Genomic DNA, 22,054 nt, shown 5'->3' with positions numbered 1-22,054 from the left:
GGCTCAGCAGCGATGGAGGAAGGGCTCTGCTCGCCATTGAGGATCGACGAAGTCAGTGGCGCAGAGTGCCGAAATATCGCCACCTGCCCGTGACGCCAGGCGCGCCAGGGTTTCCAGCTCCAGCCCGCGAAGGGTGCTGACCTGCTCGCTGCTATCCAGCGGTACCCAGCGCCCATCTTCCCGGGTGGCCAGGGTGAAGTTGAAGGGGTGAAAGCCGGGGAACCCGAGGCGAATGTCGGTGGCGATCAGCGTATCGACGCCATCGATCTGGCGGATCTCGTAGCGCAGGAATGGCCCCGTGAACCAGGCCAGGCGCTCCCCTTTGGGGTTGCCAAGGGCCGCGCTTTCCAGTGCCACGTTACGCCGCAAGGGCTCCAGCGCGGGTGTGCGCTGGCGGTCGAACACGCTGATCAGACTCTCGTAGTAGTGATCGTCGTCAATGATCGTGGCGCGCCATAGGGCAATATTGAAGGGGGTGGGCTGCACCATTACCGGCGCCTGCTGCAGGTTGGCCTCGGCCAGGGCGGGGGCCAGGCGCTGCTCGACGTGCCACTTGGCGCCCGCGGCCAGCAGCAGGTAGGCGCTGGACACCGCCAGACCCACGCGACACGATTTCTGGACCTTGAGGGTCGAGGCGCCAATCAGCAGGGCCAGCAATAGCGGCAGCGTATAAAGCGGGTCGATGATGAACACGATCGGCCAGGCAGCCGGGGGCACGTCCAGCGGCCAGAACAGCTGGGTGCCGTAGGTGGTCAGGGCGTCCAGCAGCGGGTGGGTGGTCAGGCAGAGGACGTAGAACCACCACCAGTGGCGCAGGTGAACGGGGCGCTGCCGCGTGGCGGGCCAGCGGTAGGCGGTCAGGAGGGCCAGCAGCGTACCCAGCCCCGTCAGCACGAACAGCGAATGGCTGAAGCCACGGTGCTCGGTGACATTGGCCACCGCATCGCCGTAGTCCAGCACCACGTCCAGGTCGGGCAGTGTGCCCAAAAGCGCGCCCACCACGATGGCCTTGCGGCCCCAGCGGCGCCCCAATATTGCGCCGCCCACAGCGGCGCCCAATGCCGCCTGTGTAATCGAATCCACTGATGCCTCCCGGGGTCGTCCCGTCTATCGCGTGATGGTGTTAGTATTATACAGATCTTTAGTGATGGTGATGAAATGTCAAAAAAACGTCTAATAATGCCGCTGTTGATGATAGCAGGGCTGGCCGTATCGTTGTCGTCTGCACAGGCCGCTCCCGTGATCGAGGTACACAGTGACCCACACTGCGGCTGTTGCAGCGACTGGGTCAGCCATCTGGAAGAGGCTGGCTTCGAGGTCGACCACCACCGCCATGATGGGGTGCGCGCCATCAAGATAGAGCATGGCGTTACCCCTGAGCTGGCGTCCTGTCATACGGCGCTGGTAGAGGGCTATGTCATCGAGGGCCACGTGCCAGCGGGTGACATTCAGCGCTTGCTGGAGGAGCGCCCGGCTATTGCTGGCCTGGCCGTACCCGGTATGCCGCATGGTTCACCGGGCATGAAAACCGGCAGGGTAGACGACTACGCGGTGCTAGGATTCACCCGCGATGCGCGTCCGCCTGCTATCTTTAGCGAGTATCTTCAACCATAGCAAAGGGTTAGCGCTGACCTACTGGCGCTGCACTTGACCAGAGAGAGACGACTCAATGCAATTTCTACATACCATGGTTCGCGTCCATGACCTGGACGCTTCGCTTCACTTCTATTGCGACCTGCTAGGTCTCAAGGAAGTACGCCGTAAAGAGAACGAGAAAGGGCGTTTTACGCTGATATTCCTGGCTGCGCCGGATGATGAAGAGCGCTCAGCGCGCCTGACGGCGCCCGAGCTGGAACTGACCTACAACTGGGACCCCGAGGAGTACACCGGCGGGCGCAATTTCGGTCACCTGGCTTACCGTGTCGAGAACATCTACGACCTGTGCCAGAAGCTCCAGGACAATGGCGTCACCATCAATCGTCCGCCTCGGGATGGCCATATGGCGTTCGTGAAGTCGCCGGATGGCATCTCCATCGAGTTATTGCAAAAAGGCGATGCCCTGGCGCCTCAAGAGCCTTGGGCATCCATGGAAAACAGCGGCAGCTGGTGAATGAGCAGGAGCACACGCAAGGTGAAAGCACACTATCGTAATACGTTGATGGGGTTGAGTCTGGCGCTACTGGTGGCTGCCTGTGGTAGCTCACCGCAGCAGGAGCGAGTGGATGCGCCCCCCCGTGGTGATCTGTCGGGGCCGGTCGTCGAGCAGCGCTGGAACCTGCTGTTGGTAGGAACCGATGAGCGTTTGTCGATGCCCAATACGCCATTTTTCCGCATTGGGCGTGACGGCAAGGTGAGTGGTTCGGATGGCTGCAACCAGTTTACCGGTACGGTCAGCCTGGGAGAGAGTCAGCGCATCGAGTTTAGTGAGCTGGCGTCCACCCGCATGGCCTGCCCGAACATGGAAGATGCCAAGCGGGTCACGGACATGCTGGATACCGCCTACCGCTACCTGATCGACCATGATCGGCTGGTGTTCTTCGGCCCGGATAGCCGGGTGCTGGGCGGCTGGCGAAAAGCCAACGGCTAGCAGCGGCAGGAACGGTTTTAATGTGTGAAAGGCGGATTGAAGCGGGCAATGAAGCGCGCATCGATCCGCTTTTTCCATTTCCACACCCAGCGACCTGAAAAACCGATGGCGCCTCGACTGGCAATGGCACGACCGTCCCCCGTGCCAATCAGTGCCAGCACATGCCTGGGGGGCTTCCAGGTGGCCAGCGGGGCGCCGTAGCAGGCGGCTCGCAGGTTGTCGGCCAGCACGGGCCCCATGCGCACTGCGTACACGCCGGCCTTGGGCAGTGGCGGCGTGTGCTGGGCGAGCGCTGCACAGTCTCCCGCCGCAAATATCCCCGAGAGGCCTGTGACTTCGAGGGTCGTGTCTACGCTGATGAACCCCCGTTCGTTGCGTGGCAGCGCGGTTTTCTCGAGCCAAGGCTGGCCCACGGCGCCGGTGGCCCAGAGCACGATGTCGGCGTCGATACGCTGGCCTGCTTGCGTATGCACGCCGCCCGCCACTAATGCACTGCCCCGTAATCCCGCGTGTACGGCAATATCGGCCCGTTGAAGTGCGCGCAGTACCAGCCTGCGCGGTAGCCAGCCAGCGCCAGGCAGCAGCGAGGGGGACGCGCTGATGATGGCGCCTTTCCATGCCACGTCGGGACGCCGCTGGCGCAGCTGTGCCAGTACGCTCATCAGGGTTTCACAGCCCGCCGCACCGCCCCCCACGCTCACCACGTTCTGCCGTGTGCCGGGAGTCAGCTGGTCGATATCCTCCAACAGCGCCTGCCAGCGATGGTGCAGAGAACCGAGTGGCCGCATGGCCAGCAGGGCGGGCTGCGTGCGCTCAGCGTTTTCGGCGTGCTGAGGCGGCTGGAGAGTTGCGCCCACGTTGAGCGAGGCCACGTCGAAGGCCTCCACATGGCCATCTGCCAAGGTGACCTGGCGTTTCGTGGGGCACAGGGCCACGGCCGGTGAAGTGATGAGACGAGCCCCCGCCCGCTGGCAGAGCGCGGCGATGTCCAGCTGGGTGTCGCGCAGCGTGCACTCCCCCGCAAGCCAGGCAGGCACGCCACCGGAATAGGCGGCCAGTGGACTATCGCTGACCACCGTGAGCGATATCGTCGGGTCCGGGCGCTGGGCAAACGCTTCCAGCACGAAGGCGTGGGCGTGGCCTGCGCCGATGAGTAGCAGCCGCTTGGGTGGGGGCATCGGGAGTGCTCTCTTGTCGAGGGCTGCAGGGCAGCATCAAGGGCAAAGAACGCACCGGTTCTTGCCAGCCTGCTTGGCAAGATAGAGGCCCTGGTCGGCGCGTTCAAGCCATTGCCGAGGCGATTCATGGGCGTGTACCAGCGTGGCTCCCATACTGATCGAGACCGGCGCCGCCACGGCGAAGCGGGCGCTTGCGACGGCTAGCCGTACGCGGTTGGCAAACTGCAAGGTGCCCTCATGGTCGAGCTCCCTGGCCAGAATCATGAACTCTTCGCCGCCCCAGCGGCCAAGGTGGTCTCCCTGACGCAAGGTACCCTGCACCACTGCGACCAGATCGCGCAACACATCATCGCCTACCGCATGTCCATGAGTGTCATTGATGCACTTGAAATCGTCGATGTCGAACAGAATCAGCGCCATGGTGGTGTGGGTAGGGTCGATACTGTCGAGCACCAGTTCGGTATAGTAACGGTTCCAGCACTGGGTCAGGGCGTCCTTGTGCGCCAGAGTTTCCAGCCATTGATTCGTGGCGACGAGCTGCTGGTTGAGATTGGCGATTTCGATGGCCGTGATGACCGAGGTCAAGTCATCGGCCAGCTCGGCAAGGCTGTTGATCTCGGACGCGAGCCAGTAGCCGACAGGAGTATGCGGGCAGCTCAGTTCGGGCAGCAGTGGCACGGCGTGACGACGACGAAACAGCATCAGCCACGCTGGCTGTGCGTCGGCAACATGAACACTGACGGCAATCCCGCCCGCGCACTCGCCATCGAGCTCGATGGTCTCCGTGTCGTCCAGTGGTGCTGCCAGGGACGCGATGGCCGCTAGAAGCTGGCGCTCAGGGGGGCACTGGCCAAAGCAGGCCAGCTCTTCCTGATAATAGAGCGCTATGCCGACCGCTTGGAAGATGCGACACCAGCTTTGTCCGTGACGTTGCACGAGGTGGTCGATACTGCATGTGTGCTGCATGTCTTTGAGAATGGAGCGTCTTCGCCGCCTCAGGCGTATACGCCGCTCTGTTGCATTGGCGGCCTTCAAAAGACGCAGGCGCTGGCTGGCAAGGTCGATGAAGAGCGTCAGCCACTGGGTTTGCTCATGAGTATCCGGCGTTGGATAAGCCACATAGCCCCAAGTGTCGAACTCACCTTGGATGTCGCGATAGTCCAGCCCGAGCGTGGACAAAGAGGCGAGCGAGGTGATGAGCCGCAGCGCATGGGGGGCTGCCTGTTGGCCAGCAGGCGAAAGATAGTAGGTCAGGTGCAGTGCTTTGGCGTCGTGAAGACGGTACAGGGCGATGGGCTGCTGACGGTTGATATGGTAAAGCGTGCTGGCCAGCCCCTTCAGCAGCGTATCCGGGTCGGGAGCCGAACCAAGGGTCGATAACGCACGGTGCAGATAACTCGGTTCAGGAAGATAAGGCGTCTGGCTCATCCTGGCAGACTCCTGGCGCGCTAGTGGCCGTCTTGCGTATCTGTGGGGTGCGTGGGGGTGCATGCACGGTGTAGTTTAATTCGGAATTGAAGTAATGATTCAATCAGAAGGTTAACCGTTATTCAACTCTTATTGAAGAATCACTTCACATTGGCGGCATGAATGAAAAAAGCATGTTTGCCGAGCGTTTGATAGCCGCCATGCAAGCGGCAGGGTACGAAGCCCGGCCCTCCGTTCTGGAGCGTGAATTCAATCTGCGCTATTGGGGAAAACCCATCACCTTCCAGGCGGTCAGGCGCTGGTTGCGGGGAGACTCGTTTCCAAGCCAGGAAAAGCTGCTGGTTCTGGCCCAGTGGTTGTCCGTCTCTCCGCACTATTTGCGTTACGGCGCGGCTGAGGTGGTGGGTGTCAAGGAGCCTGCCGCCGCCTGGCAGGTATCCCCCGATGCCGATGAACTGAGGCTGTTGGCCCTGTATCGCCAGTTACCCCAGGCACAGCGGAAACTGGTGCGCGACATCATGGAAAACTTCGTAAACGACCCACAACCCCCCTGATCCATCGCACCCAAGCGCCCCTGCCCGCGGTGGTCATTCGCCACGGCGCCAGTGAAAGTAGCGGTTCAACCAGGCCAGCACACGCTCGGGTTTGTGCGCGTTCTTCCATACGCCTGCGGTGGCCTTGGCCGCTTCGCCCAGGGTGGGGTAGGGGTGAATGGTGCCGAGCAGCTTGTTCAGCCCCAACCCGTGTTTCATGGCCAGGGTGAACTCGCCCAGCCACTCGCCAGCGTTTTCCGCCACGATGGTGGCGCCCAGAATCTTGTCCTTGCCGGGCACGGTCAACACCTTGATGAAGCCTTCGGTGGCACCTTCGGCAATGGCGCGGTCGCTGTCGCGCATGGCGTAGCGGGTCACTTCGTAGGCAATGCCTTTGGCGGTGGCCTCTTTTTCATTCAGCCCCACCCGCGCCACTTCCGGCTGTACGTAGGTCACGGCGGGCATGAAACGGTAATCCACGGCGAAGCTTTTCAGCTCGCCAAACAGGGCGTTGACGGCGGCGTGCCAGGCCTGATGCGCTGCCGCATGGGTCAGCTGATAGGGGCCTGCCAGATCACCGCAGGCCCAGATGTTGGGCACCCGGGTTTGCAGCCGCTCGTTGAGGGCCAGTGTGCCGGCCTGGGTCGTACTGATGCCCAGTGTTTCCAGCCCCAAGCCTTCCACGTTGGCCTGACGCCCCGCGCTGACCAGCAGATAATCGAACGCCAGCGTCAAACGCTCCCCCTGGTGTTCGATGACGAGCTGGTGCGCACCGTCTGCCTGGCTGACTTCCAGCGCAGTGGCGCCCGTCATCACCGTCACGCCTTCCCCGGAGAGCGTGCCTGCCACATGCTCGCCTACCTCGCTATCTTCCCGGCCCAACAGCTGGGGCGCACCTTCAACCAGGGTGACCTGACTGCCCAGCCGGGCAAAGCTTTGGCTGAGTTCGCAGCCAATGGCGCCGCCGCCCAGCACCACCAGGCGCTTGGGCAGCTCGGTGAGCGCCCACAGGTTTTCCGAGGTGAGCAGCGGCGCGTGCTCGATGCCGGGCAGCGGCGGCACCCGCGGACGAGCCCCCGTGGCCAGCACGATATGGCGCGCGGTGAGCGTGGTATCCCCCACGCGAACTTGCCAGGGCGTGACGAGCTGGGCGTGGTCCTGATACACCGTGACCCCCAGCCCGGTATAGCGTTCGACGCTGTCGTGGGGCTCGATGTCGGCAATGGCTTGATGGACATGGCCCATCACTTTGGCGAAGTCCACCTCGGGGGCACTGGCGCTGACGCCAAACCGATGGGCGGTGCGAATCTCGTGGGCCGCCCGTGCCGCCCGTATCAGCGCTTTGGAAGGCACGCAGCCGGTATTCAGGCAGTCGCCGCCCATCTTGTGCTTTTCAACGAGGGCTACCTTGGCGTTGACGGCGCTGGCGATGTAGCTGGTGACCAGCCCCGCCGAGCCACCGCCGATCACCACAATGTCGTAGTCGAAGCGCTCAGGCCGGGTAAAGCCCTTATAAGCCTTTCGCGTTTGCACGGCAGCGGCAATACGCCTGGCCAGCCAGGGAAACACCGCCAGCAGTGCAAACGAAGCCAGCAGCCCCGGCGAGACGATTCCCCCCAGGCTCTCCAGCTCACCCAGCTGGCCGCCCGCGTTCACATAGACGGCCGTGCCCGGCAGCATGCCCAGCTGGCTCACCCAGTAAAACGTGGTGAGCTTGATCCGCGTGAGTCCCATGACCAGATTGATCATGAAAAACGGGAAGATCGGCACCAGGCGCAGCGTGAACAGATAGAACGCGCCGTCCTTTTCCACACCTCGGTTGACCGTCTCGAACTGGCGGGGAAAGCGCTTTTCAATCGGCCCACGAAACAAGAAGCGCGAGAGCAGGAACGCCAGGGTGGCCCCCAGGGTGCTGGCAAAGGAGATGATCAGCAGCCCCCAGCCCAGGCCAAACAGTGCCCCGCCCAGTAGCGTCAACAAGGCTGCGCCGGGCAAGGAGAGCGCCGTCATCACCACATACACCGCGAAGAACAGACCCGCCACTTGCCAGGGAGACTGCTGGAACGCTGCCTGAAACTGGCTGCGATAGGCCTGCAAGGTCTCCAGAGTAAAGAAGGTGTGGGCGCCACTGACGTAAAAGCCCAGTATGGCCAACAGCAGCAGGGTGATGAGCAGCAGGCGCTGACGATTCATGGCAGGCTCCGGCAGAGGAAGAGGTGATGGTCAGTGACGATAAGCGAGAGTGCCTTACACACTCGCTTGATGAAGCTGTTGCCAGCGAAACCAGTCTTCGGGGCGGTCGATGTCCCACATGGTGTCGGGGTAGGCGGCCTCCAGGCCCAGCGCGGCAAGGCGCTCGCGGGTCACGCTCAGCACCTGCTCGGTGCCCCAAGGAATCGCCGTGAACAGCTCGGGGTAGTCCTGTTGGCTGCCAATCAGCCCGTAGCCGCCATCTTCGGCGGGCAGAATGACCACATCGAAGGTGGCCAGGGCTGCTCGGCAGCGTCGCAGCATGGCCACGCTGATGCTGGGGCAGTCGGTGCCCATGACCATGGCCGGGTAGCCTGACGTGTGATTCAGTGCCCGACGAACGCGCATGCCCACGTCGCCAGGCTGCTGGGCAGCCAGGGCAATGCCATGCTGCGCCTGCAGCTCCAGAAACAGCGGGTGATTATGCTCCAGCGAGGTCCAAAGCGTGACCTGGCTCGCCCCAAGGGCCTCGCAGGCCGTGGCCACGCAGTGGCGCACCATGGTGGCATGGGCATCGGCGGCCCCCTGAGGGCCCAAAGCGGGGATCAACCGTGTCTTGGCGTGGCCGGGCAGTGGGGCCTTGGCCAACAGGTGCAAGTGGGCAGGCAGCGAGTCAACGGGCATCACGGTACTCCTTGGCCAGTTGCGTGGCACTGACGCCACGCCAGTAGCGGTAGCGCAGCCGCCACATCAGGCAGATGGTTGTCCAGGCGCCCTGCTGGTCCCAGCGCCTGCCCGAGCTTACCACTTTATGGGGCAGACAGGCGGGCGGTGAGTACGCCTTCAGGCGCTTGCTGAGTTCGATATCTTCCATCAGCGGCTGGTCGGGAAAGCCGCCCAGCGCAAAAAACGTCTCACGACGCACGAACAGCCCCTGGTCGCCGGTGGCGATGCCGCTGAGCCGAGAGCGTCGGTTCATCAGCGCGGCGACGAGCGGTAGCCAGCGGCTTTGCCCTGCCAGACGGATGTCAAAGCGCCCCCAGTGGCGGTGCAGCAGCGCCTGGCAAAGCGCATCGATGGCCCGGGTTTCATGGCCCTGGGGCAGGTGGGTATCGGCGTGCAGGAACAGTAGCAGGGGCGCTCGCGCCTGCCGGGCGCCCAGGTTCATCTGCCGCGCTCTGCCCGACGGGCTTTCGAGCACCGCGTCGGCCAGCGGGGTGGCGAGTGCCACGCTGGCGTCGCGACTGCCGCCATCCACCACCAGCACTTCGACGCCTTGTGAGCGTAGCGGTTGCAGGCGCATCAGCGTGGTGTGGATGCTCGCCGCTTCATTGAGCATCGGGATGATGAGCGTCACCCTGGGAAGCCCAGGGCCGTGGTCAGTCGAGGACAAGCACGTCGCCTCCCGCTGCCGAGGCGTCGGCCTCGTCGTGGGTGACCAGCAGGGTCGGCAGCCCGGCGTCGCGGAGCTGCCCGAACACCAGCGCACGCATTTCCTGGCGCAGCGCCGTGTCCAGTTTGGAAAACGGCTCGTCCAGCAATACGGCCCGGGGCTGGGAGAGCAGCAAGCGCATCAGCGCGACCCGGGCTTGCTGCCCGCCGGAAAGGGTGGTCGGGTCACGCGCTTCGTAACCGGCCAGCCCGACCTGAGCCAGCGCATGGGCCACCTGTGCCTGGGGTTGCGGGCTACGCCTGGGCAGGCCAAAGCGCAGGTTGCCCGCCACGCTAAGGTGGGGGAACAGCAGCGGGTCCTGAAACAGCAGGCCGATACCACGCCGCTCTGCTGGCAGGGGGGAGAGCTCGCGCTCGCCCAGCCATAGTCGGCCTTCGGCACGAAAGGGGGCGGCGAGAAAACCGGCCAGCAAGGCTAGCAGGGTCGATTTGCCCGAGCCGGAAGGCCCCATGACGGTCAGCACGTCGCCGGGGGCGATGGTGGCTTCGACGTGGAGCAGTTCGCGCTCTGCCAGGAAAATGCGCACTTGTTCCAGAGTCAGGGCATGTCGAGCGGTGTTCATTACCGAGCTCCTTCATTGGACGAGACGCTGCGGGGCGCTCCCAGCCAGCGGGGGATCGCCAGCGCCAGCATGAAACCCGCCAGCGGCAGAACGGCCTGCACCAGCGCCCAGACGCCAATCAAACGTCGATTGCCGCCGGAGGCGAGGGCGACCGCCTCGGTGGTCACGGTGGAAACCCTGCCCGCCCCCAGCAGCTGCGTGGGCAGGTACTGGCTGATGCTCACGGCCAACCCGACGGCCAGCGACGTCAGCAGCGGGGCAAGCAGCAGCGGCAGCCGCACCCGCCAAAACGCGCGGTTGGGCGTGACACCCAGCGACTGTGCCATGTGAATCCAGCGCGGGTCGAGCTGTCGATAGGCTTCCGCCAATGATAGGTAAAGGTAGGGCAGCACGAACAGCAAATGGCCCGCCATCACCAATGCCAGCTGCGGGCGAATCCCGAGGCTTTCCGCCGCCACGATCAAGCCAAACAGAAACGCAATCTGCGGCACCAGTAACGGCAGGTACAGCAGCCACAGGGCACGGGAAGGACGAATCTGCTGGCGCTGCTCATGCTCCAGCGCCGCGACCACCAGTAGCGCCGCCACCCCCGTGGAGACCACCGCAATGGCCAGGGTCGTCCGCAGGGGGCCTGCGAGTTGAGGGGCGCTGCGCTGCCAGTGGTCCAGGGTCAACGCTTGCGGGAACAGCTCAGGAAAGCGCCAGAAACCGGCCACCGAAAACAGCGCAAGCCCCGCCAGGGCTGCCAGGGCGGCGACGGTTACCAGAGTCAGGCCGCCTCGGCCCGCAATCTTCACTGCCGTGGCGCCGCGCTGGCGGCTGCCGTTGACGAGCCAGCCCCGGCTTGACCAGCGCACACCCTGCTCCATGAGCCACCAGAGCAGCAGGGCCAGCACCGTGACTCCCAGTTGCAGCACGGCCGCGGCAGAGGCCATCAGGCGGCGGGTGATGTCCGGGTCGTTGAACCAGCCCAGAATCGACACGCTGAGGGTCGGCGGCAGGCGCGGGCCCAGAATCAGCGCCATATCCACTACCGAGGTGGCGTAGGCGATCACCGCGTAGACCGGCAGCCGAATCAGCGGGTAGAGCGAGGGCAGCACCACCTTCAACCAGCCGATCACCGGGGTATAGCCCAGCGACCGGGCAAGCCGAAGCCGCTTTTCGGGCTGCAGCTGGGGCAGCGCTGCCAGGCTCATCAGCAGCAGGAAGGGCGCTTCCTTGAGCACCAGGCCAAGGGTCAAGGCCACCCCCCAGGGGTCATTGACCACCAGCGCATCTGGCGGGCTCTCCCAGCCGGTCAGCCAGGGCGAGAAGAGCCGCGCCGTCAGGCCGGAAGGGGCGATCAGGAAGGCAAAGCCAAAGGCCACCGCCGCATGGGGAATCGACAGTAGCGGCGACACCCATCGCCGCAGGCTGCGGTCCAGCCAGGTGCCCTGGCTGGCGGCCAGAAACAGCACCACCACCAGCAGCGCCAGGGCAGTGCTGGCCAGGCCGCTGAACAGGCTGACCAGCACCGAGCGGCCCAGCCCCGGCTGGGCCAGCAGCTGTTGCCAGGGGGCGAGGCTCAGCTGCTCGCGACCAATGACCGGCAGATAGCCAAAGGCGGGCAGCAGCACCATGGCCAGCCCTGCCGTCACCGGCAGGACCAGCAGCGCCACGAGGGTGATGGGCGCCAGCCGCAGCATCATGAACGAAAGGCCATGTTCAGTTGACGCCGTAGCGCTCGAGCCAGGCGGCTTGCAGGGCGGTCATCCAGCTGGGGTGGGGCTCGGCGAGGGTATTGGAGAGGGCGTCGGCAGGCAGAGCCGAAGGATGGTGGTCGCCCTCTTGGAACAGCGCCTGTTGCGCGTCGCTGAGCTGGTCGATGGCCAGCACGCTACGGTCGCCCCACATGCTCAGCGACTGCTTCTGCGCTTGCGCCTCCGGCGAGAGCAGGAAGTTGGCCAGCGCCATGGCGCCCGCCTTGTGGGGCGAGTTATAGGGAATCGCCACAAAGTGGACGTTGCCTAGGGTGCCCCCTTCCAGCACATAGCTGCGCACGCTGTCCGGCAACTCGTACTCCATCACGGCCACGGCGGCATCGGTGGGGTAGAAGGAGAAGGCCAGGCTGATCTCGCCATCGCTCATCAGCGTGCGCAGGTTGGGGCCGGATGCAGGGAAGCTGCGGCCGCTGCGCCACAGGTGGGGGTGCAGCGCATCCAGGTAGGACCATAGCGGGGCCGTGATGGCCTCGAAATCCGCGTCTTCGACAGGCTGGTAGAGCGCCTCGTCTTGTTCCGTCAGTTCGATCAGCGCCTGCTTCAGGAAGGTACTGCCGGTGAAGTCGGGGATGCGCGGATAGCTGAACTGGCCGGGGTTCTGCTGCGCCCAATCCAGCAAAGCTTCGATGCTCTGGGGAGGCGTGTCGATGTGGGCGCTGTCGTAGAAGAAGGTGATTTGTGCCTTGCCCCAGGGGGATTCATAGCCTTCGGTGGGCAGCGTGAAGTCCGTCACTACCTCGGGGTTGTCGTCGGGGTGGGTGAGGGCGAAATGGGGCAGCGAGTCGGCAAAGGGGCCGAACAGCAGGTCCTGGGCGCGCATGGCGGCAAAGTTCTCACCATTGATCCAGATCAGGTCGATACTGCCATCGTCGTGATTCCCCGCCTGCTTTTCCCCCAGTACCCGTGCCACGGCGCTGCTGGTGTCATCGAGCTTGACGTGCTCGACGCGCACGCCGTAGGTGGTACGCATCTGCCCGGCGACCCAGTCGATGTAGCGATTGGTGCGGTCATCGCCACCCCAGGCGTTCCAGTACACGGTCTGGCCTTCGGCATCGGCCAGGACGCTTTCCCAGTCCTGAGCATGCGGCTGAGCGTTCAAGGGCAGAGCCAGCGAGGCGATGGCGAGCGTGGTGGCGAACAGTGCGCCGTGAGATACGCGTGATGACATTATTCACCTCTTAATCAATGTTTTACAAAGCTGTTTGCAGGCGTTGTAGCTCGCCATGGACATGATCGATGATCGGCAATGAAAGATAATGGTTCACGCGTTCGCGGACATGCTCGATGACTGCGGGATTGGTCAACTCTGCCGACCAGTCCTCTCCCTGACGGGAGCCATCCTGACGCTTCAGGTGCTGCCCACGCCACTTGGCACACCAGGTCAGTGACCAGAGCCAGGTCGCTCGACGGCAGGCGATCAAATGGGTGGCGCTGGGCCCTGTCTGGCCATGGGTATGGTGCATCTGCTGGCGCCAGCGTCGATAAAAGGCGACCACGTCATCCAGTTCCAGTACCGCATGGCTGTGAATGTCCCACGTGGTGGAGGTATACAGCGAAGTGTGGGCCAGGTCGATGCCGGGTAGTCCGTAGCGGCACTTTTCCAGGTCGACCAGGACTGCCTTGCCCGTCTCCGTCACGATGAAATTGCCAGGGTGGGTATCGAAGCTGATCAACGTGGGGGTGGCGTCCTCCAGGGCTTTGGGCAGCAAATCCAGCTCCTGCTGAATACGCAGATGAACACTACGGGAGAGCTGTGCCTCGTCCAGCCAGGCTGCCTGCTGGTGAACTTCATCGATCATGGCTTGCCAGGGCGATGCCGGGGCAAGCAGAGGCGCGTGCTGCTGAGGCTGCGGCTGGCAGTGCAGGCTGGCCAGCGCATCGGCAATGGCGGGCAAGTCGTGAGGTAACGTCGCCAGCTTCCCTGCAATGGCATCCACCAGTAAGGCGCCTCGGGGCAGTGCCTGGGTTGGTGGCAGCACATGGTGCAGGCGAGGTGTATGGCCACCCTGGCTGGCACGCTCATAGCAGGCGGCCTGGTAGTCCAGGTTTTCCTGGGGCGGCAAGTTCATCTGGCTCTGCTTGGGCAGCCTGGCGACCCAGTCGCCCCTTGGGCGGTGAATCCAGACATGGTCATGGGCCAGGCCTGTGTCGGCCATGGGGGAGAGCGACCGATAGTCGATCCTTTCGCGCTGCAAGGTCGCTGCCAACGCTTGCAGGCGTGGCTCTGAAAGAGTGGACATAGTCGTCATTCTGCCTGGTTGAGGCCATGGTGAAGCCGATGGATGAAGTGGTCACCGATGACGCTTGGTGTTTGTCATGGTGAATACCTTACACTGTTCATCCTGAAAAAAGATGACGACCGTGATGATGAATTTTCAGGGGCGCTGACCAAAACGGCACCCCAGGGGGTGCCGTCGTGTCGTGCATCAGCGGTGCAGCGTTACATGGCCGCAATCTTGGCCTGCTGCTCTTCCAGCAGCTGCCGAGTGGCCTGGAACTCGGCGAGTTTTGCCCGCTCCTTTTCCACTACCGCCACGGGGGCCTTGGCAATGAAGCCATCGTTGCCCAGCTTCTTCTCGATGCCGCCAATCAGCTTGTCCTGCTTGTCGATCTCCTTGGCAAGGCGGGCAAGCTCGGCGTCCTTGTCGATCAGGTCGGCCATGGGCACCAGCACTTCCATATCACCGACGAGCTGGGTAGCCGAGAGCGGCGCTTCATCCGGGTTGGCCAGCCACGTGACGCTTTCCAGTTTGGCCAGCTTGGCCAGGAAACGGCGATTCTGGTCCAGGCGTTCGGCGTCTTCCGGCTGGCCTTTGGTCAGCAGCACGTCCAGCGGCTTGCCGGGGGCAATGTTCATTTCGGCGCGGATGTTGCGCACCGCGATGATCACGCCCTTCAGCCACTCGATATCCCGGGTGGCCTGCTCGTCGATCTTGCTCTCTTCGGCTTCTGGCCATGCCTGGTGCATGATGGACGCGCCCTCGCCCATGTAGGTGCCTGCCAGAGGGGCGACCCGCTGCCAGATCTCTTCCGAGATGTAAGGCATCATCGGATGGGCCAGGCGCAGGATGGTTTCGAGCACCCGCACCAGGGTGCGGCGCGTGCCGCGCTTACGCTTCACTAGCGCTGCCGCTTCCGACGTCCTGTCTCCCGCGGCATTGGTACTTCCCTGTATGTCATCTTCCCACAGCACCGGCTTGGAAAGCTCGAGATACCAATCGCAATACTCGTTCCAGACGAACTCGTAAAGCGCCTGGGAGGCGTGGTCGAAGCGGTACTCGTCCATCGCCTTGGTGACCTGCGCTTCGGTTTTCTGCAGCTGGGAAATGATCCAGCGATCGGCTAGCGACAGCTCCACTTCTTCGCCGCTGGTGCCGCAATCTTCGCCTTCGGCATTCATCAGCACATAGCGCGAGGCGTTCCACAGCTTGTTACAGAAGTTGCGGTAGCCATCCAGGCGGTTCATATCGAACTTGATATCGCGCCCGGTGGTGGCCTGTGAAAGGAAGGTAAAGCGCAGTGCATCGGTGCCGTGGGGCTCGATGCCGTCTTTGAACTCTTCTTTGGTCGCCTTGGCAATCGCCTTGGCCTTTTGAGGCTGCATCATGTTGCCGGTGCGCTTTTCCAGCAGCGCGTCCAGGGTGATGCCGTCGATCAGGTCGATGGGGTCCAGCACGTTGCCCTTGGACTTGGACATCTTCTGGCCTTGGCCGTCGCGCACCAGGCCGTGGACGTAAACGGTCTTGAAGGGGACTTCACCGGTGAATTTCAGCGTCATCATGATCATCCGGGCGACCCAGAAGAAGATGATGTCGAAACCCGTCACCAGCACGCTGGAGGGGTGGAAGGTTTCCAGCTCCGGGGTTTTTTCCGGCCAGCCGAGGGTGCCAAACGTCCATAGGCCCGAGCTGAACCAAGTGTCCAGCACGTCTTCGTCCTGGGTCAGGGCGACGTCAGCATCAAGACCATGCTTCTCGCGGGCTTCCTCTTCACTGCGAGCCACGTACACATTGCCGTCGGCGTCGTACCAGGCAGGAATGCGGTGGCCCCACCACAGCTGGCGGGAGATACACCAGTCCTGCAGGTCGCGCATCCAGGCGAAATACATGTTTTCGTAGTTTTTGGGCACGAATTGGATGTCGCCATTCTCTACCGCCGCGATGGCGGGCTTGGCCAGGCTTTCCACCGCCACGAACCACTGGTCGGTGAGCAGCGGCTCGATGACATCGCCGGAGCGGTCGCCGTAGGGCAGCGTGTTGTTGACGCTTTCCACTTGCTCCAGCAGGCCGAGCGCGTCCATGTCCGCAACGATCTGCTTGCGTGCCTCGAAACGGTCCAGGCCCGCGTATTTGGCCGGCAGGCTGGCGTCTTCATCGGGCTGTGGTTGACCTTTCAGGTTGAAAATTTCTGCCTGCTCCAGAATCGTCGCATCTTTGGTGAAGACGTTGATCAGCAGGTGGTTCTGGCGCTTGCCGACTTCGTAGTCGTTGAAGTCGTGGGCCGGGGTGATCTTCACGCAGCCAGAGCCCTTCTCCATGTCGGCGTGCTCGTCGGCCACGATGGGAATGCGGCGACCCACCAGAGGCAGCTCGATGAACTGGCCGACCAGCGATGCATAGCGCGGGTCTTCCGGGTTCACGGCCACGCCGGTGTCGCCCAGCAGGGTTTCCGGGCGGGTAGTGGCGACCACCACGTAATCCTTGCCGTCGTCGGTTTTGACACCATCGGCCAGCGGGTAGCGGAAGTGCCAGAAGCTGCCCTGCTGCTCTTTGTTTTCCACTTCTAGGTCGGAAATGGCGGTGTGCAGGGTAGGGTCCCAGTTCACCAGCCGCTTGCCGCGGTAGATCAGCTTCTCTTCATGCAGGCGCACGAAGACTTCTTGAACCGCTTTATAGAAGCCGTCGTCCATGGTGAAGCGTTCGCGGCTCCAGTCGACGCTGGCGCCCATGCGGCGCAGCTGGCGGGTGATGTGGCCGCCAGACTCCTCCTTCCACTCCCACACCTTGTCGATGAAGGCATCCCGGCCCAGGTCATGGCGGGTCTTGCCTTCTTCTACGGCGATCTTGCGCTCCACCAGCATCTGCGTGGCGATACCCGCGTGATCGGTGCCTACCTGCCACAGGGTGTTGTTGCCCTGCATCCGCTTCCAGCGCGTCAGGGTATCCATGATGGTGTCCTGGAACGCGTGGCCCATGTGCAGGCTGCCGGTGACGTTGGGCGGCGGAATCATGATCGAGAAGGGCTTGCCGCGGCCAGACGGGGCGAAGCGGTTATCGGCTTCCCAGCGTTCGTACCAGCGGGTTTCGATCTGTTCGGGTTGGTAGGTCTTTTCCATGGAGTCACTCACAGCAGAGACGCCCCGCCTGGCGAGGTATCGAATTCATAGGTCAAGGATGCAAAATGGCGACAAGTATAGCGCGACTCGCCTGGGGGCGTCAGGGGGAGGGTCGTCTCCTCCCGCTGGTTTAATCCCTCAGCGCACGATCACGGACCTTGACGACGGGCTCCATCAGGTAGTCCAGCACGCTGCGCTTGCCGCTGAGAATGTCGATTTCGGCCACCATGCCCGGAATGATCGACAGCGGCTGGTTGTCGGCATCGTACAGATAGCCTTCGGTGCGCACTTCGACCGGGTACATCAGCTCCCCCGTTTCCGGCATTTGCACGGCATCGGCAGCAATGGTCACCAGCTCGCCGTCGAGACCGCCGTAGCGGGCGAAATCGTAGGCAGTGAGCTTCACCTTGACCGGCTGCCCGGGGTAGAGAAAGGCGATATCGGAAGGCCTGATGTGGGCCTCCACCAACAGCGCATCGTCGGCAGGGACGACTTCGATGAGCGGCTCGCCGGGGCGGGCCACGCCGCCAACCGTGCTGATGTGCACCTGATTGACCACACCGGCCACCGGCGAGCGTATCGTGGTGCGTGCCACCTGGTCGGCACGGCCGGGCAGCGTTTTTTCCAGCTCGGCGACCTGCGAGGTGGCTTCGGCCAGTTGCGCCAGCGCATCGGCTTCGAACGCGTTGCGCGCCGCCACCTTGCGGTCCTCGATTTCGGCAATGGAGGCTTCGGCCCTGGCCACGGCGCTCTGCTGGCGAGCCACGTCACCGCGCAGCTCGTTGAGGGTTTGTCTTACCCGCAGCAGGGAGGTCTCAGGCTCGATGCCGCGCTGGGCCAGTGGCTGAATGATCGCCAGCTCCTGCTCGGCGAGCTGGACACCGGCTCGGGCCGTGCTCAGCGCCGCTTCCAGCTCGGCTTTTTCCTGGCGGCGCTGATAGCCTTGTTGTTCCAGTACCTGCAGCTCGGCCCCCAGCTCGAGCTGGCGACCGTGGAACAGGCGCGTTTCGCTGGCCGCGACGCTGGGCGCGCCCTGGCTCAATGCCTCATCCAGTGCCAGCGGCACCTGATTGATTTCGGCTTCGAGCCGCTGCAGGCGCAGCTGCAGTGACCGCAGGCGCTGCAGGCTCTCTTCGTAGTCCCCTTCCAGCGTGCCACCGCTCAGGGTCATGAGCGTATCTCCCTGGGCCACCACATCGCCACGGCGCACGTTGATTTCCGTGACGACGCCGCCTTCCAGGCTTTCGACGACCTGCAGGCTGCGCGAGGGCACGACCTTGCCTTGGCCACGCGTGACCTCGTCGACCTCTGTGAGGTAGGCCCAGATGAAGCCCACCAGCAAAAAGCCGATGATGGTCATCAGCAACAGGCTGCTGGCCATGGGCCGCCTGGCGCGGCCGTGACGCACGAAATGCTCGAAATCCAACGGAGAGTGCGACTGGCTCACGGGGCTGTTCCTTCACGCGTACGAGTGGGGGAGGCTTCTACCGGGCGCATCACGCTGGCCTTGGGGCCGTCGGCGATGATGCGGCCCTGGTCGAGAATCACCACGCGGTCGACCAGCTCCAGCAAGCTTGTCCGGTGGGTCACCACCACCAGCGTCTGATGCGTGCTGGCGGCCTTGAGCCGTGCGATGACCTCTTTTTCGGTCTGGATATCCATGGCGCTGGTAGGCTCGTCCATCAGCAGGATAGGCGGCGCGCCCAGCAGTGCGCGGGCCAGGCAGATCAGCTGCCGCTGGCCGCCGGATAACCCCTCGCCGCGTTCGCCAATGGGCATGTCATAGCCCTTCGGGTGACGGGCAATGAAGTCGTGAGCTCCCGCCAGCTTGGCAGCGTTCAGGATCTGTTCGTCGGTCGGGTGGTGTGCACCGATGGCGATGTTCTGACGTACCGTGCCGGAAAAGAGCCAGGCTTCCTGCAGGACACTGCCGATGTTGTGGCGCAGGTCCGCAGGATCGATTTGCCGCAGGTCCGTGTCGTCCACCAGAACGGCGCCCTGCTCAGGCGGGTAAATTCCCAGCAGCAGTCGCGCCAGGGTGCTTTTTCCAGAACCGACACGACCCAGCAAGGCGACCTTTTCGCCGGGATGGATGGTCAGGTTGATATTGGCCAGCGCGGCGGTGGTCTGCTCGGGGTAGCGAAAGCTGACATCCTGCAGGCACAGCTTGCCGTCAAGCGAGGGGCGGCTCAAATAGTGGCGCCCGGCGGGGCGCTCGGATGGCATGCTCATGAGCTGGTCGAGGGCTCGGTACGAGGTGCGAGCCTGATTGATGCGCGTCATGGTCTGGGCCAGTTGGGCCAGCGGCGCGAGGGCACGGCCGGTGAGAATGACACAGGCAATCATGGCGCCCATGGAAATCACCCCACCCCCGACCAGGAACACGCCATAGACGACGATGCTTACCTGGGCGGCCTGCTGCGCCAGGGCCGTGGCGTTGAGCGCAAACTGCTGAATGGCGCGACCTTGACGGCCCACCTTCGATTGCTGCTGAACGCTCTCTTCCCAGCGCTGGCGAATCATCGGGGCCGCACCGCTGGCCTTGATGGTTTCAAGACCCGCCACGGCTTCGATCAATACCCCCTGCTTGGAGCGGCTCTCTTCGAAGGCCTGCCCGGACAGCCGCTTGAGGAAGGGCTGCACGGCCACGCCAATCAGCAGCACCAGCGGGACCGCCACCAGTGGCACGATGGCCAAGGGGCCGCCAATCAAATAGATGACGCCGACGAAGAGCAGTATGAACGGCAGGTCCACCACCGCCACTAGGGAGGCAGAGGCGAAAAAATCGCGCAGGGTTTCGAACTCCCGCAACGTATTGGCAAAGCCGCCGGTGGAGCCCCGCTTGGCGCTCATCTGCAGGTTGAGGACGTGATCGAAGATACGTCGCCCCATGCGCAGGTCCGCTTCCTGGCCTGCCCGCTCGATGAACAGCTGGCGCAAGGTCTTGACGGCAAAGTCGAAGACCAGCGCAATGCTCACCCCAATGGTGAGCGCGACCAGCGATTCGATGGCCTCGTTGGGCAGCACGCGGTCGTACACCACCATGATGAACAGCGAGGTCGCCAGGCCGAGAAAGTTGGTCAGGGCGGCGGCGATCACCACTTGGGTGTACACCCAGCGGTTGTTCGTGAGGGCGCTCCAGAACCAGTGGCCGCCCTGTATCTCGGGGGCCTGATTGAGCGCGATGGGACGATAGCGGGCGCGCACGGCGATCACATGGCCGATATATTCGGCCTGCAGCGCTGCCAGGGTGGTCTCCACCGGCTGGTCACCCAGGGCCGGGTCGTAAAGCGCAAACCGCTGCTGATCGATACGCCCGATGATCACCACGGCGCGGCCATGCTGGAGCAGGGCAACGGCTGGCAGCAGCGAGTTACCCAGCGTTTCCAGGCCGTGCTCGCCCAGCGCCGCCACCATGCCATGGCGCTCGGCGGCGTCGATGAAGCCATCGGGGGTCATGGCGGTCTCGTTGCCAACGCGATGCGCCCGTACGGCTGCTGCCGACACCGGCAGCTCAAGATGCGAAGCGACAAACGTCAGGCATTGTTCAAGGGCGTCGGAGCGCGAATCAGCGGCGTTCAATATGTATCTCCAGGGCGTCCAGCAGTTCGCCGGTCACCGCCAGCTGTTGAAAGCTGGCCTGTTCCCAGCGTACTCGGCGATTGACCAGCTCGACGGCGGCTTGGAACAGGTCTCGTTGGGCATCCAGCAGGTCGTTGATGCTGCTGCGGCCGACGGCAAATTGATCACGGTATGCCAGCAAGGCCTCCTCTTCGGCGGCCAGGGTGGCGGTCTGGGCTGCCAGTTCGGCACGCCGGGTATCGGTATCGGTCAGCGCAGAGCGGACTTCGCGCTCCAACTCGCGGCGCAGCGCCTGCTGCTCGTACTGGCTTTGCTGCTGGCGCTCGACGGCCTGGGCCACGCGTGCGGAAGTGGCGCCGCCGCTGTAGGGGGTGTAATCCACATTGAACAGCAGGGCCACGTCGTTATCGGACTCATTGAAGTCGTTGACATCGAACTGGCGACCCTCGACGGCGACACTGACGCTGGGTAGACGCGCATTGCGGGTGGCCTGCGCTTCGGCGCCGCTGGCTTCGCTGGCCAGGGTGCGGCTGCGTAACGCGGCATTGCGGCTGAGGGCGCTGTCCAGCAGCTGGTCGGCGTTGACATCGCGCAGCATGGCGGCGCTTTCAGGCAGCGCCAGGGTGTCCGGTGTCGTGAAGAAGGCTTCCTGATAGACATTGATGGCACGGGCCAGCTCGCCTTCCAGGGAGATCAGTCGAGACTCGGCATCGCTCAAGCGACTCTGTGCGCGCAAAACGTCCGCTCGCGAGCCTGCCCCCGCATCCCGCCGCAGGCTGACATCCGTGAAAATGCGCTGGTGCTGCTGAAGATTGTGCTCTGCCAACTGTCGCTGCGTGGTCAAGCGCGCGACATCCAAATAGGCATTGATGGCGTAGAGGACTTCCTCTTCGATGCTGACCTGGGATTGCCAGAATGCCGCTTCCGCGCTGAGATCGGCGGCGCGCAAGCGCTCACCGCTGGCGCCAAAGTCCAGCAGCAGTTGGCTGAGGGTGACCACGGCGTCCATCCGCGAGCCGCGGTCGGGCAGCGCCTCGGTGCGTTGAAGATCATTGCGATACTCGAGGCCTGCGTTGACTTGCGGGCGACGTACGGCGCGTACTTCATCGATCTGCAACACCGACTCGCGCTCCCGGGAGCGCTGGGCAAGAATTCTGGGCTGCTGTTCCAGCGCACTTTGAAGACGGTAGCGCAAGTCATCGAGGCCCTGGTGCCGTTGAGCAGAGCGGCCTTCCTGCCAGCGGAACGCGTCCAGCTGCTGGCGCAACTCGGGCGTAAACACCGGGCCTTCCAGTGACGAGGCGGGCAGGGGAAGCGGTTCCTCCTGAACGTCGGATACAGGCTGTGCCACCAGCGGTGGGCAAGCCAGTAACAGCATGGCTCCCAGGCAATAACCCAGGCGTACTCGGCGAGGCGGCGCCATCACATTTACGTTCATACACTTTC

General features: G+C 63.6%; 18 protein-coding genes. 4 read left to right on the top strand and 14 right to left on the bottom strand.

Going from position 1 to position 22,054, the window contains the following annotated elements:
• Positions 1 to 3: 3 nt before the first annotated feature.
• A complete protein-coding gene (locus RVM26_RS12625) occupies positions 4 to 1,083 on the bottom strand; it encodes a metal-dependent hydrolase (protein ID WP_498938968.1) in 1,080 nt (359 codons plus the stop codon).
• 75 nt (positions 1,084 to 1,158) lie between these two features.
• On the opposite strand from RVM26_RS12625, the gene RVM26_RS12620 reads away from it, so the two are divergent.
• From RVM26_RS12620 to RVM26_RS12610, 3 genes are read left to right on the top strand one after another with little or no spacing between them, the layout of a single operon-like run.
• Positions 1,159 to 1,614, top strand: coding sequence for a DUF411 domain-containing protein (locus RVM26_RS12620; protein WP_498938966.1), 456 nt, complete (start codon positions 1,159 to 1,161; stop codon positions 1,612 to 1,614).
• A 55-nt stretch (positions 1,615 to 1,669) separates the two neighbouring features.
• Positions 1,670 to 2,110 (top strand): lactoylglutathione lyase, encoded by a 441-nt coding sequence (gloA, locus tag RVM26_RS12615; RefSeq protein WP_016915020.1) that lies wholly within the window; start codon positions 1,670 to 1,672, stop codon positions 2,108 to 2,110.
• A gap of 48 nt (positions 2,111 to 2,158) precedes the next feature.
• On the top strand, positions 2,159 to 2,587 hold the full coding sequence (locus RVM26_RS12610; RefSeq protein WP_394427436.1) for an META domain-containing protein: 429 nt from the start codon (positions 2,159 to 2,161) through the stop codon (positions 2,585 to 2,587).
• Between the two features lie 17 nt (positions 2,588 to 2,604).
• On the opposite strand, the gene RVM26_RS12605 is transcribed toward RVM26_RS12610, so the two are convergent.
• Together RVM26_RS12605 and RVM26_RS12600 are read right to left on the bottom strand one after the other, a co-directional pair.
• Positions 2,605 to 3,765: an NAD(P)/FAD-dependent oxidoreductase gene (locus tag RVM26_RS12605; protein WP_498938964.1), complete on the bottom strand. Its 1,161-nt coding sequence runs from the start codon at positions 3,763 to 3,765 to the stop codon at positions 2,605 to 2,607.
• 36 nt (positions 3,766 to 3,801) lie between these two features.
• Positions 3,802 to 5,193, bottom strand: coding sequence for a GGDEF domain-containing protein (locus RVM26_RS12600; RefSeq protein ID WP_498938962.1), 1,392 nt, complete (start codon positions 5,191 to 5,193; stop codon positions 3,802 to 3,804).
• Positions 5,194 to 5,366: 173 nt separating this feature from the next.
• Here RVM26_RS12600 and RVM26_RS12595 point away from each other — a divergent pair, with 173 nt between their 5' ends.
• On the top strand, positions 5,367 to 5,747 hold the full coding sequence (locus RVM26_RS12595) for a hypothetical protein (protein WP_016915016.1): 381 nt from the start codon (positions 5,367 to 5,369) through the stop codon (positions 5,745 to 5,747).
• A 33-nt stretch (positions 5,748 to 5,780) separates the two neighbouring features.
• Here RVM26_RS12595 and RVM26_RS12590 read toward each other — a convergent pair whose 3' ends face one another.
• The 11 genes from RVM26_RS12590 to RVM26_RS12540 form a co-directional block, all read right to left on the bottom strand.
• Positions 5,781 to 7,919 (bottom strand): dihydrolipoyl dehydrogenase family protein, encoded by a 2,139-nt coding sequence (locus RVM26_RS12590; RefSeq protein WP_227407064.1) that lies wholly within the window; start codon positions 7,917 to 7,919, stop codon positions 5,781 to 5,783.
• Between the two features lie 54 nt (positions 7,920 to 7,973).
• Complete coding sequence (locus RVM26_RS12585) at positions 7,974 to 8,600, bottom strand: TIGR04282 family arsenosugar biosynthesis glycosyltransferase (RefSeq protein ID WP_498938959.1); 627 nt, start codon at positions 8,598 to 8,600, stop codon at positions 7,974 to 7,976.
• Positions 8,590 to 9,309, bottom strand: a complete 720-nt coding sequence (locus RVM26_RS12580) for a TIGR04283 family arsenosugar biosynthesis glycosyltransferase (protein ID WP_498938957.1) — start codon at positions 9,307 to 9,309, stop codon at positions 8,590 to 8,592. The genes RVM26_RS12585 and RVM26_RS12580 overlap by 11 nt, the downstream gene beginning before the upstream one ends.
• A complete protein-coding gene (locus RVM26_RS12575) occupies positions 9,296 to 9,931 on the bottom strand; it encodes an ATP-binding cassette domain-containing protein (protein ID WP_039175265.1) in 636 nt (211 codons plus the stop codon). Before RVM26_RS12575 ends, RVM26_RS12580 begins: the two co-directional genes overlap by 14 nt.
• Positions 9,931 to 11,619: an ABC transporter permease gene (locus tag RVM26_RS12570; RefSeq protein WP_498938956.1), complete on the bottom strand. Its 1,689-nt coding sequence runs from the start codon at positions 11,617 to 11,619 to the stop codon at positions 9,931 to 9,933. Before RVM26_RS12570 ends, RVM26_RS12575 begins: the two co-directional genes overlap by 1 nt.
• Before the next feature lie 16 nt (positions 11,620 to 11,635).
• A complete protein-coding gene (locus tag RVM26_RS12565) occupies positions 11,636 to 12,859 on the bottom strand; it encodes an ABC transporter substrate-binding protein (RefSeq protein WP_498938954.1) in 1,224 nt (407 codons plus the stop codon).
• A 22-nt stretch (positions 12,860 to 12,881) separates the two neighbouring features.
• A complete protein-coding gene (locus tag RVM26_RS12560; protein ID WP_498938952.1) occupies positions 12,882 to 13,931 on the bottom strand; it encodes an aminoglycoside phosphotransferase family protein in 1,050 nt (349 codons plus the stop codon).
• 200 nt (positions 13,932 to 14,131) lie between these two features.
• Positions 14,132 to 17,026: a valine--tRNA ligase gene (locus RVM26_RS12555; RefSeq protein WP_498938950.1), complete on the bottom strand. Its 2,895-nt coding sequence runs from the start codon at positions 17,024 to 17,026 to the stop codon at positions 14,132 to 14,134.
• Between the two features lie 130 nt (positions 17,027 to 17,156).
• Positions 17,157 to 18,473, bottom strand: a complete 1,317-nt coding sequence (locus tag RVM26_RS12550) for an HlyD family type I secretion periplasmic adaptor subunit (protein WP_039175272.1) — start codon at positions 18,471 to 18,473, stop codon at positions 17,157 to 17,159.
• Positions 18,470 to 20,608: a type I secretion system permease/ATPase gene (locus tag RVM26_RS12545; protein ID WP_498938948.1), complete on the bottom strand. Its 2,139-nt coding sequence runs from the start codon at positions 20,606 to 20,608 to the stop codon at positions 18,470 to 18,472. Before RVM26_RS12545 ends, RVM26_RS12550 begins: the two co-directional genes overlap by 4 nt.
• Positions 20,595 to 22,046, bottom strand: coding sequence for a TolC family protein (locus tag RVM26_RS12540; RefSeq protein ID WP_498938946.1), 1,452 nt, complete (start codon positions 22,044 to 22,046; stop codon positions 20,595 to 20,597). Before RVM26_RS12540 ends, RVM26_RS12545 begins: the two co-directional genes overlap by 14 nt.
• Positions 22,047 to 22,054 lie beyond the last annotated feature (8 nt).

Source organism: Halomonas sp. KM072 (assembly GCF_050710315.1).
GTDB lineage: Bacteria > Pseudomonadota > Gammaproteobacteria > Pseudomonadales > Halomonadaceae > Vreelandella > Vreelandella hamiltonii.
This window is presented reverse-complemented; position numbering and strand designations above follow the sequence as displayed.

Excerpts from the sequence above, each read along its gene's own strand:
- RVM26_RS12590 (WP_227407064.1), bottom strand. The coding sequence starts at position 7,919 with ATGAATCGTCAGCGCCTGCTGCTCATCACCCTGCTGCTGTTGGCCATA.
- RVM26_RS12555 (WP_498938950.1), bottom strand. The coding sequence starts at position 17,026 with ATGGAAAAGACCTACCAACCCGAACAGATCGAAACCCGCTGGTACGAA.
- gloA (WP_016915020.1), top strand. The coding sequence starts at position 1,670 with ATGCAATTTCTACATACCATGGTTCGCGTCCATGACCTGGACGCTTCG.
- RVM26_RS12610 (WP_394427436.1), top strand. The coding sequence starts at position 2,159 with ATGGGGTTGAGTCTGGCGCTACTGGTGGCTGCCTGTGGTAGCTCACCG.
- RVM26_RS12560 (WP_498938952.1), bottom strand. The coding sequence starts at position 13,931 with ATGTCCACTCTTTCAGAGCCACGCCTGCAAGCGTTGGCAGCGACCTTG.
- RVM26_RS12575 (WP_039175265.1), bottom strand. The coding sequence starts at position 9,931 with ATGAACACCGCTCGACATGCCCTGACTCTGGAACAAGTGCGCATTTTC.
- RVM26_RS12600 (WP_498938962.1), bottom strand. The coding sequence starts at position 5,193 with ATGAGCCAGACGCCTTATCTTCCTGAACCGAGTTATCTGCACCGTGCG.
- RVM26_RS12620 (WP_498938966.1), top strand. The coding sequence starts at position 1,159 with ATGTCAAAAAAACGTCTAATAATGCCGCTGTTGATGATAGCAGGGCTG.
- RVM26_RS12570 (WP_498938956.1), bottom strand. The coding sequence starts at position 11,619 with ATGATGCTGCGGCTGGCGCCCATCACCCTCGTGGCGCTGCTGGTCCTG.
- RVM26_RS12585 (WP_498938959.1), bottom strand. The coding sequence starts at position 8,600 with ATGCCCGTTGACTCGCTGCCTGCCCACTTGCACCTGTTGGCCAAGGCC.
- RVM26_RS12540 (WP_498938946.1), bottom strand. The coding sequence starts at position 22,046 with ATGAACGTAAATGTGATGGCGCCGCCTCGCCGAGTACGCCTGGGTTAT.
- RVM26_RS12595 (WP_016915016.1), top strand. The coding sequence starts at position 5,367 with ATGTTTGCCGAGCGTTTGATAGCCGCCATGCAAGCGGCAGGGTACGAA.
- RVM26_RS12605 (WP_498938964.1), bottom strand. The coding sequence starts at position 3,765 with ATGCCCCCACCCAAGCGGCTGCTACTCATCGGCGCAGGCCACGCCCAC.
- RVM26_RS12565 (WP_498938954.1), bottom strand. The coding sequence starts at position 12,859 with ATGTCATCACGCGTATCTCACGGCGCACTGTTCGCCACCACGCTCGCC.